The 15,230-nt window shown below is 70.8% G+C and carries 11 protein-coding genes; 4 read left to right on the top strand and 7 right to left on the bottom strand.

Features of this window, described 5'->3' with window-relative positions:
* The first annotated feature begins 647 nt into the window (after positions 1–647).
* The 3 genes from D7X30_RS02895 (at position 648) to D7X30_RS02910 (ending at position 5,150) form a co-directional block, all read left to right on the top strand.
* A complete protein-coding gene (locus D7X30_RS02895) occupies positions 648–2,330 on the top strand; it encodes a hypothetical protein (RefSeq protein ID WP_233591338.1) in 1,683 nt (560 codons plus the stop codon).
* A 1,684-nt stretch (positions 2,331–4,014) separates the two neighbouring features.
* A complete protein-coding gene (locus tag D7X30_RS02905) occupies positions 4,015–4,755 on the top strand; it encodes a hypothetical protein (protein WP_120561722.1) in 741 nt (246 codons plus the stop codon).
* 47 nt (positions 4,756–4,802) lie between these two features.
* Complete coding sequence (locus tag D7X30_RS02910; RefSeq protein WP_233591339.1) at positions 4,803–5,150, top strand: response regulator transcription factor; 348 nt, start codon at positions 4,803–4,805, stop codon at positions 5,148–5,150.
* Here the strand turns inward: D7X30_RS02910 and D7X30_RS02915 are convergent.
* From D7X30_RS02915 to D7X30_RS02940, 6 genes are read right to left on the bottom strand one after another with little or no spacing between them, the layout of a single operon-like run.
* Entirely contained in the window at positions 5,133–6,113 is a 981-nt protein-coding gene (locus D7X30_RS02915; RefSeq protein WP_120561277.1) for a DUF4438 domain-containing protein, read from the bottom strand. The two genes, D7X30_RS02910 and D7X30_RS02915, sit on opposite strands and share 18 nt — an antisense overlap.
* A gap of 16 nt (positions 6,114–6,129) precedes the next feature.
* On the bottom strand, positions 6,130–7,227 hold the full coding sequence (locus D7X30_RS02920) for a hypothetical protein (RefSeq protein WP_120561278.1): 1,098 nt from the start codon (positions 7,225–7,227) through the stop codon (positions 6,130–6,132).
* Between the two features lie 59 nt (positions 7,228–7,286).
* Positions 7,287–9,278 (bottom strand): hypothetical protein, encoded by a 1,992-nt coding sequence (locus tag D7X30_RS02925; protein WP_120561279.1) that lies wholly within the window; start codon positions 9,276–9,278, stop codon positions 7,287–7,289.
* A gap of 21 nt (positions 9,279–9,299) precedes the next feature.
* Entirely contained in the window at positions 9,300–10,604 is a 1,305-nt protein-coding gene (locus tag D7X30_RS02930) for a hypothetical protein (RefSeq protein ID WP_120561280.1), read from the bottom strand.
* Positions 10,605–10,640: 36 nt separating this feature from the next.
* Positions 10,641–11,711 (bottom strand): hypothetical protein, encoded by a 1,071-nt coding sequence (locus D7X30_RS02935; RefSeq protein WP_120561281.1) that lies wholly within the window; start codon positions 11,709–11,711, stop codon positions 10,641–10,643.
* Between the two features lie 42 nt (positions 11,712–11,753).
* A complete protein-coding gene (locus D7X30_RS02940; protein ID WP_120561282.1) occupies positions 11,754–12,968 on the bottom strand; it encodes a hypothetical protein in 1,215 nt (404 codons plus the stop codon).
* Positions 12,969–13,080: 112 nt separating this feature from the next.
* Here D7X30_RS02940 and D7X30_RS02945 point away from each other — a divergent pair, with 112 nt between their 5' ends.
* Positions 13,081–13,818: a DNA alkylation repair protein gene (locus tag D7X30_RS02945; RefSeq protein ID WP_120561283.1), complete on the top strand. Its 738-nt coding sequence runs from the start codon at positions 13,081–13,083 to the stop codon at positions 13,816–13,818.
* Positions 13,819–13,851: 33 nt separating this feature from the next.
* Here D7X30_RS02945 and D7X30_RS02950 read toward each other — a convergent pair whose 3' ends face one another.
* Positions 13,852–15,162: a hypothetical protein gene (locus D7X30_RS02950; protein ID WP_233591340.1), complete on the bottom strand. Its 1,311-nt coding sequence runs from the start codon at positions 15,160–15,162 to the stop codon at positions 13,852–13,854.
* Positions 15,163–15,230 lie beyond the last annotated feature (68 nt).

Here is a 15,230-nt window from a genome sequence, read left to right on the forward strand (position 1 = left end):
CGCACCCCACGAACCTGTCCGACAGTCGGACCGGCTTGGAATGACTCGGCTCGGGGCCTCCCGGTCCACCTGGGCCGCGGAAACCGGTCCGACAGTCGGACAGGTTTGGAGGCCCCCGGCTCGGGGCCCGCTGGTCCACCTGGGCCGCGGAAACCGGTCCGACAGTCGGACAGGTTTGGAGGCCCCCGGCTCGGGGGGCCGCTGGTCCACCTGGGCCGCGGAAACCTGTCCGACAGTCGGACCGGCTTGGAAGGCCTCGGCTTGAGGCCTGCCGGTCCACTTGGGCCGCAGAAATCTGTCCGACAGCCGGATCAGTTGGAGGACCTCGGCTTGGGGCCCGCTGGTCCACCTGGGCAGGTGGAAAACCTGTCCGACAGTCGGACAGGTTTGGAGGCCCCCGGCTCGGGGGGCCGTTGGTCCACTTGGGCTGCGGAAACCGGTCCGACAGTCGGACCAGTTTGGAGGCCCCCGGCTGGAGGACTGCCGGTTCACCTGGGCAGCCGGAACCTGTCCGACAGTCGGACAGGTTTTGAATCTCACTGGGCGGGGGGACCTCATGGATGTCGTCAGGGGGCTGGCAGTCCGTGCCCCTTCCTGCGCCCTGAACGCCCTGAAGCCGGGCTTGCTTTCGCGGTATGACGGCGCCGATGACGGAGCCCCGGGCCTTGCGGTGGGGGCTGGGTGTCGTCCTGGGCGTGCTCGCGCTCCAGGCCTCGCGCCTCGCACTGCACAAGGCATTCAGCATCGACGAATTCCAGTACGCCCATGCCGCGTGGCTCATGGCCCACGGGCAGGTGCCTTACCGCGACTTCTTCGAGGTGCATTTCCCACTCGTGTACCAGTTGCTGGCGCCGCTGTTCTGGCTGCTCGGGGATGATCCGCGCAACGTGCTCGCGCTTCGTGCCGCGATGCTCGTGCCGCTCGCGGGGGCGTGTGTCTCTGTCTTCCTCCTCAACCGGCGGGAAGGACGCATCGCCGCGCTCCTGGCCCCGGTGCTGCTGCTCTGCTCGCCGGGCTTCCTGCACTTCGCCACCGAGGTGCGTCCGGATGCCCTCACCGCCGCGCTCTTCCTGGGCGCACTCGCCGCGCTGGCCGTGCAGCCCGGCTCCGTCCGTTCGTCGCTCCTGGCGGGTGCGTTGCTCGTCGCCTCCGCGTGGGGCTCCCAGAAAGCGCTCTTCTTCGGCGGGCTCGTGGGTGCGGTGCTCCTGGCCGACCTCCTGCCGCGCGGGAACGGTTCTCCCGCGCTCATCGCCGCGCCTCGCGCCTTCTTCGCGGGCATCGTCGTTGCGACGAGCGCGGTGGCGGCCTACCTCACGGTGACGGGCTCGTGGGACGCATGGTGGCGGTGGTGTTTCGTCTGGGCTTCCGAACACCAGCGCCACTACCCGGGCTTCTCATGGCGCGAATACCTGGTGCCGGCCCTGGGGGCACAACCCGCGTTCTTCCTTCTCGCCGCCGTTGGACTCGTCGCCACGTTCCTTCGCTTGCTGAAGCACCCGCGCACTCCCGACCTGCTCCTGTTCGTGGCCGCGCCCGCGACCTTCGGTGCCTATGCGCTCCAGCGCGCGCCGTTCCCGTACAGCCTGTTGCCCTTTCTGGGCGTGCTCGCGCCCTTTGCCGCGCGCGGCATCATCGTGGTGCTCTCTGGATTGCGCACTCCCGCTGTGCGGACCTTGGGGCTTGCCGGGCTGGGCGGCCTGTTTGTTGTCCAGGAGGCCCAGGTGGAGGCCTTGCTGGCCGGCGGCGGCAATGCGCGGCAGCGTGAGGTGCTCGCTCGCATCGCGGCGCTCACGGGACCGGAGGATGTCGTCTACGACAACTCGGGGGGCTATGTGAGCCGGCCGCACGCTCACTTCTACTTCTACACGGACGCGTATCTGCGCGGCTCACTCGCGGGCCTGCTGTCCGACGAGATGCCCCGTGTGCTCGTGGAGCAGGGCTGTGTGCTGCGGGTGGATGACCTGCGGACCTCCGGTCTTCCTCTGGCGCTGCGCCGCTTCCTCGACGCGCACTACCAGCCCTACGATGGTGACCTGTACCTGTGGGGACAGCGCTACCGCGTGCCCTCGAACTCAGGCGCTCTGGCGGATCACTTCCTCGCGGTTCGCGCCGACCGCTACTTCGTCCAGCCCGCGAGCACTCTCGACACCGGCTCGCTGTTCATCGATGGCGAGCGCATCACCGCGCCTGAGTTCACGCTGTCCCGGGGCGAGCACACCCTCCGCTATGAAGGGCGTGCCGAGGCCTTCCAGCTCCTGTGGCTGCCCCGCGACGCGAAGCGCTGGACGCCACGGCCGGGGGCACCGTCCACGTACTCGCGACTGTTTTGAGCACGCGTCGAGAGCAGGCGAGCTGGCGTGGGGACAGCCTTCCGGGATGACGGCACTGTCGTCCTGGCGGTCCGCCGTGGCGCCTCCATCCTGAACTCAACCGTGAAGCCCGGCTCGGGGTCGAACTTCCCTGCGCAAGGGTGATTCCTACTGTGCGTGGGCAGGATGGTTCTCAGGGGAGGTTGCCGTGGCTGGTGATGATTCGGGGCGGAAGCGGAACCGTGCGCCCGTTGCCTCCCAGGGCGTGATGTCGCTCCTGGAGCGCTGGGTTTCCGACCTCGAACGGGCTGCACCCTTCTCGCGGGAGGATGCGCCGGAGCCACGTGAGCGCACTCCCGGAGCCGCTGCTCGCTCTGGCGACGAGCCGCTCGATGCACCCGGCTCGGGTGGCCGGACGAAGCAGGGGGAGCCCTCTGCTTCCTCCCGTGCGGCCCGGGACGAGATGCGTCCGTCGCGTCGCGGCTCCAGGCCTCTTGCCTACACGAGGGAAGGCGAATCGTCGGAGACAGCGAGTGCGTCGCTGCGTCCTCCTCGTCAGAACTCTGAGCGTTTCGCTGAACCGAGGGCCAGCCGTCATTCCTCCTCTCGCCCGGCCAGGGGGGAGGGGCGCCCTGCGCGTCCTGACAGTGCGCCATTCTCCGAATCGAGGCCCCGTACTACTGCTGCCCCCGACGCCCCTGGCGCCGCACGTGAAGGCACGCGCCCTCCACGGTCCGGTCCCAGCACACTCGCCGAATCGGCGCCCCGACCCCGGATGCCGCAGGGCGGAGTTTTCGCTCCTGATGAGGGAATGCGCCCTCCACGCTCCGGCCGCAGTTCGCTCGCCGAGCCCTCGCCCCGAGCCCGGATGCCGCAGGGCGGAGCCTCCGCCTCTTCCCGCGCGGCCCGTGAGGAGCGCCGCCGCGAAGCGACTTCGTTCGGAGAACAGGAACTCCGCGTCGATTCCGTTCGCGCGGCGCGCGATGAGCATCACCGTGAGGCGGATCCGTTCAGCGAACAGGCGCCGCGAATGCCGGCGACATCTGAACGCTCGGCCCGTGATGCGAATCGCCACTTGAGGTCCGGCGCGGATCCGTTCATTGCGTCAGAGCCGGCTGCTGCGCGTTCGGAGCGCGAGACGAGACGCCATCTGAGCACGGGTGCGGATCCATTCAGAGAGCCAGAGCCGGCTGCTGCTCGCTCGAACCATGAGGCAAGCCGCCACGCTCGCTCTGGCGCGGATCCATTCAGAGAGCCAGAGTCGGCTGCTGCTCGCTCGAACCATGAGGCAAGCCGCCACGCTCGCTCTGGCGCGGATCCATTCAGAGAGCCAGAGTCGGCTGCTGCTCGCTCGAACCATGAGGCAAGCCGCCACGCTCGCTCTGGCGTGGATGCGTTGACTGCGCCAGAGACGGCCTCAGCTCGTTCGGTTCGTGAGGCAAATCGCCACCCTGGCGCTGGCGCGGATCCGTTCGCGGTGTCAGAGGCGGCCTTGGGTCGCCCGGTTCGTGAGGCGAACCATCACTCGCGCTCCGGAGCAGACCCCTTCAGGGATCCCGAGCCGGCACCTGGTCGCGCATCCCGGGAGGAGAACGTCCACCTCCGCTCCGGATCCGACTTCTTCACCGAGACGCGGTCCCGCGAAGCGGAAGCGCAGGACTCGCCCTTCCGCGCGGCCCGTGAGGAGCTCCGGCTCCAGGGGCCCGTGGTCACCTTCCCGGATGGCGCGCGAATCGTCCTGGGCCACGAGGGTGGCAGACCCATCCATCGCGGCACCGTCGCGGTGCGTGGCCCTTGCGCGCCTTCGCGCGAGGAACTCATGGGGCTGGGCCTCACGGAACCCCAGGCTCGCGGTCTGGACTTCGTCCTCGCCTGGTTCGGGCGCCCGTTCGACTCCGTCACCTCCGAGCCCCCGTCAGGCGCCGAGCCCCGCTGGGGCGCCTGGCCATTGTCAGGGCCCACGCTCATCACCGCGCTCGCCCACTGGAAGCAGCACGAACCCGAGGCGTTCGACGCGCGCCTGGGACAGCTGGGGTTCGAAGCCTCGGCCCTGGCCCTGTTCGCCGAAGACCCCCGGCTGCTCGCGGCGCTCGCCCGGGCCGGCCGGGAGCACGGCGCTCAACGGGCGCAGCTCGAAACGCTCGTCACGCACGTGCTCCGCCCCATGCTCGACTCCTGCGCCCAGTCGGAAACCGCCGTGGACGCACCCGGTGGCCTCTTCGCCTCGGCCCGCGCGCTGGCCCTGCTCTTCCACTCCGAGCTTCGCTTCAGCCGCCGCGGCGTCACGCGGCTCGTGACGCTCGCACGCGAACGGCCGGAGCCTCCCGTCGCGGGTGAGCACGCGGGTGAACGCCTCGCGGAGGACCTGCGCGCCACCGGACGCTCGCGCGAAGCCTCCGAGGTCTGGCGCATCCTCACCTCTCCCGAGCTGGCGGACCCCTCCTAGCGCACGCCATGCGGACGCCTCTTCCTCCCGGGAGCCATGTCCTGCTCGTGGTCCCCGACCCCCGCGCCCCGGCCGCTCCCCAGGAGCAGAACCGCGCCCTGGCCGGCGAGCTCATCCTCAACGGTCAGCGCTACCACCTGGTGCCCGCGGAGCCCTCCGCGAGCCCCGCGACGGCGCCCGCGTCCGACGTGCGGCTGCTCACCTCGCGCGAGCTGCAGGTCGTCTCGTGCGTCTGCGCGGGCTGGGGCAACAAGCAGATCGCCACGATGCTGAACATCAGCACGTGGACCGTGGCGGCCCACCTGCGGCGCATCTTCGTCAAGCTGGGCGTGGACACCCGCGCGGCCATGGTGTCGCGCTGCCTGGGCGCGGTGTCGCTACCCCCGACCCCATGACGAACCGCGCGCCGGCGGCGCCACGCTCTGGCGCAGCCCCAGCACGAGCGCCACGTTGGCCTGCGGCCGGCACACCAGCCGCACGCACTCCCCCGGACAGATGAGCAGCGGCGTCACCCCGGGCCCATGCCCCGCGACCTTGCTGTCCGAATGCACCACCACGCCCACCGTGACGACCCCCGGCCGCCGCGAGGGCCCGAAGCGGTAGTCCAACGGACACACCGCCACCAGGTCCCCCAGCCGGAGCGCGTTCAGCCGGTGCTTGCGCACCAGCCGCGCATCCGACAGCTGGATGTCCAGGTCCCCCAGCACGCCCTCCGAACGCCCGAACCCCGAACCCATCAGCTCCGCGGGCACCGTGTGCGTCACGGGAACCACCAGCCGCCCGCGCTCCGTCCGCACGCCCCAGCGCCGCAGCAGCCGGGGCGACAGGTTGAGCGCGCGCACCTGGGGGAAGTCCGGCAGCTCCAGCCCCTGCCCGTACGCATCCAGCTGCACGCGGTCCCCGATGCACAGCCGGCGCTTCACCGCGGGCGGGAAGTCCACGATGACGTGGTTGATGCCGCCGTGCTTTCCCACCACGGTGCCCACCGCGCCCCTCGCGGGACCGCTCGTCACGCGCGCGCGGTTGCCCACGCACGCATAAAACATCAACGCCCGGTTGGAGCCGCCACGCGGGCCAATGTCGTCGCGCCCCGTGTTGTGCAGCGACACCCCTGCCTCCATGTGGTCCGCCGCCAGTCCCACCGCGCGGTCCCCCACGCGCCGGTTGAGCGCGATGCCGCCGCTGCCCGGCAGCAGCCGGGGCACTCCGTCCCGGCCCATGCGGTACGGCGATGCGCGCACGACGGGGTGGGACACCTGGCCCGCCACCGCCGAGGCCACCATCCGCGACACGTTGGTGCGCGGCGCCGAGGCGGCCCCCGTGCCCGCCTCCATCAGGGGTTGCAGCGGGATGTCCATGCCGTGCCTCCCGCCTTCAGCGCATCGCCGGCGCGGGGCTGGTGATGCCCAGCGTCTGGCGCAGGGTGGGGGACACGCCGCGGAACGAGCGGCCGTCCGGCGTCATCCGGTACGCGGCGATCCACTCTTCCGCCACCGGACCCAGCGGCATCACCTCCGTCTGGAAGTCCCTGAAGTCGCGCGTCTTGAACGGGTTGTCCGCGATGAAGTTGAGCAGCAGGCGCCCCGCGTCCGCCATCTTCGAGCGCTGCGAAATCTCCCCCGCGCCGCCCAGGTAGCGCTGCGACACCACTTCAATCACGTCCCACTTGGTGTTCGCGTCGAAGGCCTTCTTGATGTCCGGCGTCTCCATCGCGTCGAGGATGGTCTTGAGGTACTCGCCCACCTCCACCGTGAGCGCCAGGATGTTGCCGTAGGTGGCGCGGTCAATCTGCCAGCGGATGTCCGTGCCCAGCCGCTGGATGGTGGCCTGGCTCGCGAAGGGCCGCTCGTTCAGCTGCTGCGAGCCGCGGATGACTTCACCAATGAGCAGGTCGCGGAAGTACTGCGCGATGGCGGACACGAAGGCGACGAACTCGCGGTGGAAGTTGCGGAACATCACCGCGCCCGTCGGCGCCGCCAGGCTGCCGTAGTTGAACGCGCGCCGGTACGCGAGCTGCCGGTCGCGCGGCTTGTAACGCAGCGGCTGGTGCTTCTCCATCAGGTACAGCGCCCGCGCGCCGGGGCCCCGCTGGATGCGCATGCGCCCGTCGTGGAAGAGGCGCAGGAGCACGCCCGCCACCTGGAACACCTTCATCCGTTCGTGCTGGTAGATGTAATAGAGCTCCGCGGTCGCGTGGAGCTGCGTCTCGATGACGGACTCATCGAAGTCCTGGATGAGCAGCGGCCGGCTGATGGAGTCGAAGGAGGGCGCTCCGTCCTTGCCCAACCCCATCAGGTCCGAGAAGAGCGACGCCGTCGAGCCGTCGGAGGCGCTGGCGAGCAGCTCCTCCTCCCGGAGCGAGAGCTGCTTCTGCAACTCCGTGCGCTGCTCATCCGACGTGACGTTGGAGAGGACTTCCCGCTTCCACTGCGAGAACAGCCGCTGAAGGGCTTCTGCCGTACCGATGCTCATGGCATGCCACCTGGGTCAATGACGTTGAAGGAAAGGGTTTCAGGCCCGTGCGAGCGCGCTCATGGCTTGCGCGCGTGGCGGACGTGGCGGCGCGAGTGGCCCGACTTGGCGTGCCCGTTGCCCGGCGCGGGCCGGCCGTCCGAACCGTGCCGCTCCTTGCCTGCGATGATGCGCTCCACGGCCTTGAGCTGATCCGAGAACGCCTGCTCCAGCTGACGGGCCAGCTCCGGCCCCTGGGCCTCCAGCTGCTGCTTCACGTCCGTCATGATGCGCGACCGGCTCTTCTCGATGAGCGAGGCCACGTCGTCCAGGCTGGCCCTGTTGCCCGCCGTGGCGGAGGCGGGCACTTCCCGCTCGCCCGGCTCCGCTTCCATCGGGTGCTCCACGGCCCCGGGGTTGATGCGCGGCTCCAGGTCCTTCTCGATGCGGTCCAGCGAGACGCGGATCGGCGGAGGCACCGTGAACGGCTCGCCGGTGTTGCAGTGCGCGCCCTCCGGGAAGCCGTACTTGTGGTTCCGGTCGTCCTCGATTTCTTCCGCCTGGCCGGGCGCCTCCTGGGTCAGCGTCTTCGCCAGCTCCAGCGAGTCCTCCTCCAGCCCGCATTGCTCCCGGAGGAACGCCGGGCTCACGTTGAAGACGTCCACGTTGTCGTCCAGCTGCTCAATCATCTCCTCGTGGAGGTCCACGCGGTTGCCACCCGGCACCGTGGCCTCGTCGTAGTCCAGCAGGAACAGGTCGATGATCCGGTCGATGTGGTAGAGCTTGCGATCCAACCGGGCCAGCTCCTTCCAGAACTCCACCGACGTGCTGGGGTCCATCAGCAGGTCCTCGATGAGCTCCTGGGTGTCGTTGCGCTCCCGGAACTTGTCGTTCAGCTCCTGCTCCTTGCCCGTCAGGTCCCGGAAGGTCAGCGGGACGGGGAGCACCAGGTTGAGCAGCCGCGCCCCGGCGTTAGGCCGGTCGAACGCGTCGATGAAGAGCGTGAGCGCTTCCGTGAAGGCGGCCAGGGGCGCGGAGGCTCCCTGGACCTTCGCGTTCAACGCGACGCCCCGGCTGGTGCCGCCGGAGTTGGAGAAGCCGGTGATGGACGTGTCCAGCAGGCTGCCGGCCACGTCCCGCAGGCGCCGCAGTTGGATGAGCTCCACGGGCACCGCGGACGCGATGCCGCGCAGGTCCTCCGACTGCTGCCGGGGCGTGTGGTTCAGGAGCACGTCCAACAGCCGCGACATGGCATCCGGCCGGACGATGGCGCGCAGGTCCGATTGCCCCCGGGCGCGCAGCTGATCCAGCAGCTTGCCGTAGGACGCCTGGCCGTCACCCCAGTCGTCGTAGCCCTCCTGGATGGAGGTGGCGGTGAGCTGCTCCAGCGAGTTGATGAGCGCCTCGCGGCGCTGGCGCAGGTCCTGGAGCGCCACCTGGAACACCGTGCCGCCCTTGTCGAAGCCGGCGCGGAAGAGCGCCTCGCCCGCCAGGATGCGCAAGAGCGTGGCGTTGTCGTCGATGGTCGCCGCGAGCCGGCCGAACTCCTGGACCACCGTGGGGTTGACCATGCCCACCAGGCGCGCCACGCGCGCGCAGTCCCCCAGCTTGCGGATGGAATAGAAGGCCCGGTCGCGCGACACGGGGTCCACCGCCATGTTCGCCGCGGCCTCGCCCTCGCCCAGCTCCGCGAGGATGGAGTCGCGCCAGCCGCACACCGGCGCCTTGAAGTCGCGGTTGGAGGCCAGGTTCACCGCGATGTCCAGGTCGTCCACCAGCGCCTTGCGCTCCTGGCGGAACCTCCGCTGGCCCGGCGAGTCCAGGGTGCCGTTCATCAGGGCCATGGCCGGCTCGGGCGTGGCCGAGACGCGGATGGGCTGGCCACTGCTCTCGTCGTCCAGGCGCGCGGCCGTGGTCGGGTAGAGCTTGCGCAGCGCGTACACCACCGCCTTGGGGTCACGCGCGTCCGACACGCCGAGCTGACGGCGCAGGAACTCGTCGAACTTCGACTTCGCGCTCGAGGCCAGCTCGATGGATGCGGCGGGGCTTCTCCCCTTCACGTTCTCGTACATCGTCCCTCCCTTGAGGTCCTGTCATGCGGCCAGGGTGACGCCCACGCCCGGCATCCGCGCGTTCCGCGTGCCGAGCTTCACCAGATGATTGAGCACCGTCCGAGAGATGCGCTCGGGCGAGGCCAGCCTCCGTTCGAGCGCCTCGCGGCTGGCGCTCACCACGTGGCGCGGCGGAAGCCCCGGCGGGATGTGCCCGCGCGCCAATGATTCCGCGGCCCGGTCGATGCGCTCCTGATCCGACGGCCAGAACGGCACCACGTCCACCAACGCGCGCTGCGCCAGGCCCCGGCGGGGCTGGAACGCAATCTCATCCACGACATGGGGGATGAGCCGCGCCGCCGTGGACAGGAGCAGCCGTGGGATGCGCGCGAAGGGCAGCCGCGCGCGGTACAGCCGGTCCCAGTTGTCGCGCACGTCGCAGGCCCGGCGCTGGAAGCCCATGCGCCGGAGCATCTCCGCCTGGATGAACACCCGTAAGAAGGGCGTGGGGTGCGCGCTGAGCGGATGGAACGTCAGCACCCGTGACGACGGGTACGCGAGGAAGTCCTTCATCGAGTGCACCGACGCGGGCCCCCCGAGCAGGCACGCGATGAGGTCCGCGAAGATCTCCTTGTGCCAGCGGCCCCACAGGCGCGTGAGCCACGGGTTGCCGGTGGCGTGCAGCACCCGCCGCTGGAGTGCCACCTGCGTCTCCTGCCAGATGCTCAGGTCCGCCTGCAGGTTGTGGCCGATTTCGTGGAGGATGACGCCCATGCCCCACGGGGCCTCCACGCGCTCGTAGGGCACGCGGATGAGCGGGAAGGGGTTGCGCTCCCCGAGCAGCCGGCTCAGCAACACGCCGCGCCGGAAGGTGGCCGGGGAGAAGCCGTGCTCCAGGTAGGTGAGCGGCTTGAGCATCGGGCTGTGCATCAGTCCCGGCGCGGCCTGCCTCACGGCCTGGAAGCAGTCCACCGCGATGGCGTCGCAGGCCGCCAGCGCTGGCGCGAACCGCGTGCCCCGCTGGCTGAAGACGTCGAAGAAGAGGCCGTAGGCGCGGCGGGCGCGGTCGATTTCGCGCTCCAGCAGCGCGTTGCGCTCCAGCACCTCGTCGGGGCTGGGAGGAGCGTCGCGCAGTCGGCCGTTCAGCCGCGACAGGGCGCGGCGCACGTCGCGGTCGATTTCGCCCAGGCGCGCGTTGGCCGCGGCGAAGTGCGCGGCGGAGGGGGCGTAGGGGACGTCCCGGGCCCGGATGCCCACGTCCTGCGGCGTGAGGCGCGACAGCCGCCCCGCCCGGAACGTGATGCTCTGGACCTTGGCCCGCAGGAACCGCTGAAGCGTGTCCGCCATGTGCCCGCCTCCCCCTTGCCGCCCACGCCCCCGGGTTCACCGCACGATGACGCGCACCGGCCCCCGCAGCGTGACGGTCCGCAGCCGGCGAAGGCCGGGGCCTCCCATCATGGGGTTCAGCCGGCCGCGAGGCCCCGTCCGGCGCAGGCCCGCGCGCGCCCGGAGCTGCCGCACGGCGGCGCTCGTCCGGGCCAGTCGGCGCACCACGCGCGGGCTGGAGATGACGCGCCCGCCGATGCGGCGGAGCATCCGCGGCACCGCCTGGGGGCTCGCGCCCTGCTGGCGCACCAGCCGCGTCACCTGGCGCACCACGCGCGTCACCGCCGGCAGGGCCCGCGGGCCGTAGCGCTGGCTGATGCGCGAGGCGAGCTGCGTCGTCATCTGGCCCACCGCGCGTCCCAGCGCCCGGGCCTGCTGGGGCGACTGCCGGCGGCGCGCGGGAGACATGGTGGAGCGGACCACGTGCCGCGCCGCCAGCCCGCCCAGCACGCGGTTGAAGGCGTCCATGTCCTCGTCGCTGGCGTAGTCACCGGCGGCGTCCGCGAAGGCGTCCATCGCATCCGCGCGGAGCAGCCCTCCCAGGGTGCGGCCAAGCTCCTGGCCCGCGATGCCGCCCAGCCGGGGCGCGGCCTGGCGGATGAGCCGCATGGCGATGGGCATGGCCCTGCGGCGGATGCGCTGGAAGGTGGGCCCGGCCACGGTGGCAAGCCTTCGCGCGCCGGCCGCCAGGCGGCGGAGGAACTCGTCCTCGTCCTGGGCGTCCATCGCGTCCGCGAAGGTGTCCTCCAGGGCGGTGGGGTTGTCCATCTCGAAGCCTTCGGCCTCGAAGCCCTCGTCCATGGGGGTGGGGTTCTCCTCGAAGCCCTCGGCCTCGAAGCCCTCGTCCATGGGGGTGGGGTTGTCCTCGAAGCCTTCGCCCTCGAAGGGGTCCTCCATGGTGGTGGGGTTCTCCTCGAAGCCCTCCTCCATGCCCTCGGCCTCGAAGCCTTCGCCCTCGAAGGGATCCTCCATGCCTTCGTCCTCGAAGCCCTCCTCGCCCTCTGCCAACAGGTCGGACATCTCGTCGCCCTGGCTCGAAAACTCCTCTTCGAAAGGCTGCGGTTGCATGGGTACTCCTCCTTGTCCTGAAGACTTCGTGTGTGGATCGACCTAGGCGCGGCGGACGCTCGCGGCGCTGACCGCGGAGATGGGGATGCGGCGCAGCACATGCCGCCGGGCATGCACCCGCCGCGCGGCCAGGCGCGGCGGGACGACGCCCATCGAGGGCACCTGGATCGCGCGCGTGAGCACCCGGCGCCCCGCGCCCTGCACCACGCTCGGCAGGGCGGTGATGGCGCCGCCCGTGCCGCGCAGGCGCAGGTTCCCCGCCGCCAGCCGGGCGATGAGGCGCATCAGCCGCAGCCGCCGGCCCGCGGTGCCCGGCGCCTGCTGGCAGAGTCGCATCAGGAGCTGCTCCACGCCGCGCGTGCGCGCTCGCAGGACGCCCTGCGCGGCGCCACCGAGCGTGGTGCTCATGGGCACCGCCTGCCGCGTCACCACCCGCGCCGCGAGCCCCGCGCCCAAGGGCAGGGCCACGGCGGGAGGCACCTGCCGCGCATCCGCCATGTCCGCGAGCGCATCCAGCGACGCGTCGTCATCCGCGCCGTCGCCGCGCAGGACAGAGGACGCGATGCGCCCGCCCACGCCTGGAATCAGGCCACCCACCGCCCCCGCGAGCGCACCGCGCAATCCCTGTCCCCGCAGCAATCCCTGCGCGGCGCCGACGCCCGCCGCGACGACCCGCCCCCACGGCCCCGCGAGCCCCGCCACGCGCTGGACCACCGGCAGCGCGCGGGCGAGCAGCGGTCCCGCGCGGCGCAGCGCCGCGGCCCCCAGCTGGCCCGCCCGCCGCACGCCCCGGGCGATGCCGCGCGCGGCGCTGCGGATGCGCCGGGTGATGCGGCCGAGGAAGGCCTCGGCGTCATCCGCGTCCATGGACTCCAGCACGAAGGGGTTGAGCGTCCGCGCGAGCGCCACCGCCGCGGGACCGGACACGAGGCGGTTGCTGGTGGCCGGCACGAACAGACCGCTGGCCGGGCTCGCCTCGAACCCCTCGAAGCCGTCCTCCTCCAGGAAGGCGTCCTCCGCCTCGGCCTCGGCGAACAGCTCCTCGAAGCCGTCATCCTCGAAGCCCGAGGGCTCGAAACCCGAGGGCTCGAAACCCGACGGTTCGAACCCCGAGGGCTCGAACGGGTCCGCCTCGAAGCCCTCCAGTTCGCTGAACTCATCCGCCAGGTCCTCCAACTCCTGGAGGGCATCCGCGCCCTCCCAGGGATCCATGGCGTCGAGGGACTCCACATCGGACAGGTATTCAGCGCTGGTCATCGCTTCCCCCTCGCAGGTGAGACCTCCACCCTTCACGGGCCGCAAGTTGGAGAAGGGACACGGGGAGTGACAGTCACTCGTTTGAGCTAGTGCTGGCAGAATCCCGCGCGACATGACCCTGGAAGAGACGATGCGGGAGCTGGAGCGGCTGGGCACGGAGCAGACGCGGAAGACCTATCTGCGCCACGGGGCTCCACATCCGTTGTCCGGTGTGAACTTCGGTCCGTTGACGGCGTTGAAGAAGCGCATCGGCACGGACGCGGTGCTCGCCCGGGCGCTCTGGGCGTCGGGCCACACGGAGGCGCGGCTGCTGGCGACGATGGTGGTGGACGCGCCCGCGATGCCCTGGAAGGAACTGGACGCCTGGGCGAAGGGGCTGGACTGGCACACGCTCACGGACGTCTTCGTGACGAACGTGGTGCTGCGCTCACCGCACGCGGCGAAGGCGCTGACGTGGACACAGTCGAAGTCCGAATGGGTGGGGCGGGCAGGGTGGCAGAGCCTGTCCGCGCTGCTCATGAAGACCGCGGTGCTCGCCGGGGAGGACCTGCTGCCGTGGGTGAAGCGGATTGAGCAGGAACTGCCGGGCGCGAAGAACCGCGTCCGCGAGGCGATGAACGGCGCGCTCATCGCGGTGGGCTCCACCGGAGGCGCGGTCCAGACCGCGGCGCTCGCGACGGCGAAGCGGCTGGGCAAGGTGGAGGTGGACCACGGCGACACGGCCTGCGAGACGCCGGATGCCACCCAGTACATCCGGAAGATCCAGGCCCGGAAGGCAGCGAAAGCCCCGGCCAGGAAGACCGCGGCCAAGAAGCCCGCGGCCTCCAAGCGCACGCGGGCCCGGGCCTGAACGCGGCCCGGGCGCACGGCACCGCTCAGCGGCTCAGTTCTTCACGCACGCGGCCTGGCCACCCGCGTCCTTGTACGCCTTCACGCGCTTCACCAGGTTGCCGCCGTCCGACTCCGGCGTGGTCTGCTCGTAGTTGCCCGCGCCGAAGAGCATGCCCACGCCGCCCGCGGCTGCCACTTCGCCCGGGTGCGTGAGGAAGTAGTCCACGCGGTTGTCGCGCCACTGCTCCTTGATGTTGGGCAGGGACATGTTGCCCACCGGCAGCTGCCACCAGATGTGCGGCTTGTTCAGCCGCGTGGACACCGCCTTCGCCCAGGTGAACGCCTGGTGGAAGTGCGGCAGCTTGCGGTTCTCCGGATCCCACCAGACCGCGCTGCCCGTCGTCTGCTGGTACCAGCCCGCGTCGCGGTCGGACGCCTCCACCGTGACGAAGTCCGTGTCGCCCGCGCCCACCGACAGGAGGAAGTCCGCGACCTTGTTCGCCTCGCCAGCCACGTCGAACGACGCGTCCGTGTTGCCGGACACGTCCGTCTTCGTCGCCCACGCGCTCGCGTGCAGGCCCACCTTCGCGTTGGGCGCGTACTTGCGCGCCATGGCGATCATGCACCTGCCCAGGCCCGCGGCGTTGTTCTCCTGGCTGCCGCAGTCCGTGGGGTTCGCCGCCTTCACCGCCACCGGCGTGGACTGCGCCTTGCCGTCCTTGGGGAAGAACTGGAGGTAGGCCCACATGTCCGGCTCAATCTGGAGCAGCGCCTTCTCCTGGCCCACCTGCTTCAGCAGGAAGCGCCAGTCCGCGAGGTAGCGACCCAGGAACGCCGAGTCGTTGAGCGCCTTCAGCTGCTCCTCGCCCTCCGTGTAGCCGCTGGCCTGGAACGCCTCGTAGTAGGTGATGAAGGGGAGCTGGCCCTTCGCCTGGGTGGCCTTGATGAAGTCGCGCACGTAGGCACCGGGCGGGTCCTGGTCGTACTGCCAGCAGCCCCACCAATTGCAGCTGCCGCCGACGCATGACTTGCCGTCGGACGTGCACCCGGACGTGCACGACTGGCATGCGTCCTTCGAATCGAACAGGCCCGCCGCGACGTAGAGGTAGCGCACGTCGAAGGGCGCCTTCCCCGACGTCTCCTCCTCCATCTGCGCGCCCACCAGCACCGTGCTCTTGCCCAGCGTGGTGAGGAACTTCGCGCCCAGGCACTCCGAGCCTTCGCCCGGCGTCACCCCGGGCCCATCCGTGCCCGGCCCGGGCTCTTCACCCGGCTCACTCGAATCCGAACAGCCCGCCACGGCCAGCAGGCCCGCGGCGAGGAACGGCCAACACTTCCGACGAAACAGGGCAGGGGTCCGCATGATGTCCAGAACTCTACTCCGGCCCCGTCCTCCCATGCCCCTCACCGCTGGGAGCTTTTCCCTCCCTT

The organism is Corallococcus sp. AB011P (genome assembly GCF_003611605.1).
Lineage (GTDB): Bacteria > Myxococcota > Myxococcia > Myxococcales > Myxococcaceae > Corallococcus > Corallococcus coralloides.

Bases quoted from the DNA above. Each gene is read 5' to 3' on its own strand.
- D7X30_RS02895 (WP_233591338.1), top strand. From the start codon at position 648: ATGACGGAGCCCCGGGCCTTGCGGTGGGGGCTGGGTGTCGTCCTGGGC.
- D7X30_RS02915 (WP_120561277.1), bottom strand. From the start codon at position 6,113: ATGGACATCCCGCTGCAACCCCTGATGGAGGCGGGCACGGGGGCCGCC.
- D7X30_RS02920 (WP_120561278.1), bottom strand. From the start codon at position 7,227: ATGAGCATCGGTACGGCAGAAGCCCTTCAGCGGCTGTTCTCGCAGTGG.
- D7X30_RS02925 (WP_120561279.1), bottom strand. From the start codon at position 9,278: ATGTACGAGAACGTGAAGGGGAGAAGCCCCGCCGCATCCATCGAGCTG.
- D7X30_RS02930 (WP_120561280.1), bottom strand. From the start codon at position 10,604: ATGGCGGACACGCTTCAGCGGTTCCTGCGGGCCAAGGTCCAGAGCATC.
- D7X30_RS02935 (WP_120561281.1), bottom strand. From the start codon at position 11,711: ATGCAACCGCAGCCTTTCGAAGAGGAGTTTTCGAGCCAGGGCGACGAG.
- D7X30_RS02940 (WP_120561282.1), bottom strand. From the start codon at position 12,968: ATGACCAGCGCTGAATACCTGTCCGATGTGGAGTCCCTCGACGCCATG.
- D7X30_RS02945 (WP_120561283.1), top strand. From the start codon at position 13,081: ATGACCCTGGAAGAGACGATGCGGGAGCTGGAGCGGCTGGGCACGGAG.
- D7X30_RS02950 (WP_233591340.1), bottom strand. From the start codon at position 15,162: ATGCGGACCCCTGCCCTGTTTCGTCGGAAGTGTTGGCCGTTCCTCGCC.